Origin of the sequence: Paenibacillus sp. Aloe-11 (assembly GCF_000245715.1) — a bacterium.
Taxonomy (GTDB): Bacteria; Bacillota; Bacilli; order Paenibacillales; family Paenibacillaceae; genus Paenibacillus; species Paenibacillus kribbensis.
The window spans coordinates 382-3,663 of the sequence record NZ_JH601049.1; the positions used below are offsets into that span (position 1 = coordinate 382).

A 3,282-nucleotide genomic window follows, 5' to 3' on the forward strand; every position below is an offset into this window, starting at 1 on the left:
ATAAAATTCAGAGTCAACAGCGAGCGGAAGATCAAATGGAACGCGCAGCGCCCTCACCCCGCACACCATAACTCACCCAATATGTAATGGCAGGAGTCCTGATGATGATTCAAAAAATATTGTATCTTCGCAACTTTGCCAGCAAGGTGAACGGAGCATCGTACAATTTGCAGGAAGTCGGCTTGGGCAAAGCGCTCGTTCGTAAAGGCTACGATTGCGATATTGTCTACTACAACGACCATAAGGAAACCCGTTTGGAACAAGTCTACCGTCATGAAGGCTGCACCCTGCGCATCATCTGGCTTCACGGGCTTAAGTTCCTGAGCAACAGCATCTACCGGGATGTCCTCAAGGATTCGTTTTTGGCTGCTTATGATTTGATCATCTCAACCGAATACAACCAGATGATGACCTATCTGCTTTCACGAAAATGTCCCGATAAGCTGGTGCTGTATCACGGACCGTACCGGGATCATACACACGCGCTGGTCCGCAAGCTGTACGATGTATTGCTGCTGCCTAAGGTAGCAAAGTCTGTTCGCCGTACCTACGCCAAATCCGATCTCGCCAAGCGTTATCTGGAGAATAAGGGCTTTGACAACGTGGTTACGCTTGGGGTCGGACTGGATCGCAGCAAACTGGATCACAGCAAACTGGATCACAGCAGACTGGATCATAGCAAACTGGATCATTGCAAAGCAGAGAGAGCATCTAATAGTGCCAACCATGAGAACAGCGACAACGACGGAAGCGGCGAACATGAAGAAAACCGCGAGGTCGCGGATGAGCTGAGACGAATCGGGGATCGCCCGGTGCTGCTATACGTCGGCGTACTGGAGGAACGAAGAAATATTCGTTTTATGCTGAGCCTGTTCAAAGCAGTACTCCAGAAGCACCCTGATTGCCTTTTGCTAATGGTCGGGGATGGGCGGAAGGCGGATACGGATCGCTATTGGGCCTATGCTCATGAGCTGGGGCTGACGGACAGCATTTTGCATTTTTCAAGGGTCGAGCAGCGTCATCTGTGGCAGGTTTACGGTGTGGCTGACCTCATGCTGTTTCCGACCCACTATGACATTTTCGGGATGGTGCTGCTGGAAAGCATGCTGTTTCGTGTCCCGATTATCTCTTCGGTGAATGGTGGCTCCGTTACCTTGATTGAGGATGGAGTGAACGGTGTGATGCTGAGAGGCTTTTCGGAAGAGGAATGGGTTGGTCGAATATCTGCTTTGCTGAACCATACTGAGCTGAGACAAAGTGTGGCTGAGCAGGCGTCCCTTACCGTTGAGCGCATGTCGTGGGACCGTATTGCAGATGAAATATTAAGCCACCAACCGATGAGGCCCGTAGATTCGGGGCGTCCCATGCAATCAACGCAGGAAAGAGGGGCAGCTACGTGAGTGAACAGGTTAGCAGGCAGATGAATTCTCCTGTAAGCAAGGTGCTGATCATCCACAACTTTTATCAGCAAAGTGGGGGAGAAGACAAGGTTGTCGAGCAAGAGTCGGCTATGCTGCGTTCCAGAGGCATAGAGACAGAGCATTATTATGTGCATAACGACAGCATCCAGAGCAAAGGGCTGGCGAACATGGCAAAGCTGGCGGTAGAAGCGACATGGTCCCTGCCGGAATTCAAAAGAATCCAAAAGCTGCTTTTGCAGGTGAAGCCGGATGTGGTGCATGTGCACAATTTTTTTCCGGTCATTTCTCCTTCGGTCTACCATGCCTGTGAACGGCTGGGGATTCCGGTCGTCCAGACGCTGCATAATTACAGGCTGATTTGTCCGGCGGCGACCTTTATGCGGGGAAATGAGGTTTGTGAAAAATGCCTGCACGGCACACTGCTGCACTCCATCCGCCATGGCTGCTACCGAGGCTCACAGCTGCAGACGATTCCAGTGGCGGCAATGATCAAGTTCAACGAGCTGATCGGCACATGGCAGCACAAGGTAAGCCACTACATTGCGCTAACGGAGTTTGCACGGAACAAATTTGCGGAAAGCGGCATTCCGCTGGATCGCATCTCAGTAAAGCCGAATTTTATTCACCCTAAAACAGTAGAAGCCAAGTATGACCCGAATGATCGTTATCTGTTGTTTGTCGGGCGGATTTCACGGGAAAAAGGAGTGCGCAATCTGCTGCAAGCCTGGTCCGGGCTGGAGGATCGGGCGGGCCTGAGACTGGTCATCATTGGGGACGGCCCGGAAAAGGCTGAACTGACCGCCGCTTACCCGCAGGAGGATATCCGGTTTCTCGGCCAGCAGGATGCAGACACGGTGCTGGATTGCATGAGTCGGGCCATGTATGTCATGGTGCCTTCCATTTGGTATGAGGGCTTTCCCATGACGATTGTAGAGTCCTATTCCGTTGGAACCCCGGTGCTGTGCAGCCGGATCGGCGCGCTGGAGGAAGTGGTGGAGGATGGGGTGACGGGTTTCCATTTTCAACATGATGATCTGGAAAATATAAAGACCGTAATTCGCCGTGCAGTAGCCTGTGAAAGCTATGCAGCTATGAGACAGCAGGTGTCGGAAATATACACTGCACGCTATACGGAGGAAGTCAATGCCAAGCAGTTGATGGCGATATATAGCAAGGCTATGGAGGAGCGTAATGATGAAGCAGCTGCCTCAGTATAGAGTTGGAAGGATCGCGGACGCAGAAATTGCGGCGCTTACGTTTCAGGAGACGGTGCACACGCTGGAGCAATGGGCAGCCGGACGAAAGAATAGCTATGTCTGTATCTGCAACACGCATTCGATTGTCACGGCGGGGAATCAGCCTGAGTTCCACGAAGCGCTCGCTCGTGCAGATTTATGTACTCCTGATGGTATGCCACTGGTATGGGCGCTTAAGCTGTACGGATTTGAGCGTCAGGATCGGGTGGATGGCCCCAGTCTGATGCTCAAGCTGTGCGAGCGTGCGCCACAGACGGAGGTAAGCGTATATTTTTACGGCAGTACGCCGGATACGCTAGATAGTTTAAAGGAAAGGATGAGACAGGATTACCCTGGAATCCGCATCGCAGGCAGCTTTTCACCGCCATTTCGGGAGCTTCAGCCGGATGAGGAGGAGCGGATCATTCATGAAATCAATGCATCAGGTGCGCATATCATATTCGTCAGCTTAGGCTGCCCGAAGCAGGAAATATGGATGTATCGCAACAAGGATCGCGTTCGGGGTGTGATGATTGGGGTAGGAGCGGCCTTTGACTATATTACCGGAAAGGTTCTCAGACCGCCGTTAACGATACAAAGACTGGGATTGGAGTGGCTGGACCGTC

At 52.0% G+C, this 3,282-nt stretch carries 3 protein-coding genes; all 3 read left to right on the forward strand.

Translation table 11 applies throughout. The annotated features are described in order from the left end of the window. The first annotated feature begins 104 nt into the window (after positions 1-104). Positions 105-1,400, forward strand: a complete 1,296-nt coding sequence (locus tag WG8_RS05970) for a glycosyltransferase family 4 protein (RefSeq protein WP_007429224.1) — start codon at positions 105-107, stop codon at positions 1,398-1,400. Then, positions 1,397-2,638, forward strand: coding sequence for a glycosyltransferase family 4 protein (locus WG8_RS05975; RefSeq protein ID WP_007429225.1), 1,242 nt, complete (start codon positions 1,397-1,399; stop codon positions 2,636-2,638). Before WG8_RS05970 ends, WG8_RS05975 begins: the two co-directional genes overlap by 4 nt. Beyond that, positions 2,613-3,282: WecB/TagA/CpsF family glycosyltransferase (locus WG8_RS05980; RefSeq protein WP_232289058.1), on the forward strand; the 670-nt coding region annotated here is incomplete at its 3' end. The genes WG8_RS05975 and WG8_RS05980, both read left to right, overlap by 26 nt.

Coding starts and splice junctions, on each gene's coding strand:
- WG8_RS05970 (WP_007429224.1), top strand. CDS start 105: ATGATTCAAAAAATATTGTATCTTCGCAACTTTGCCAGCAAGGTGAAC.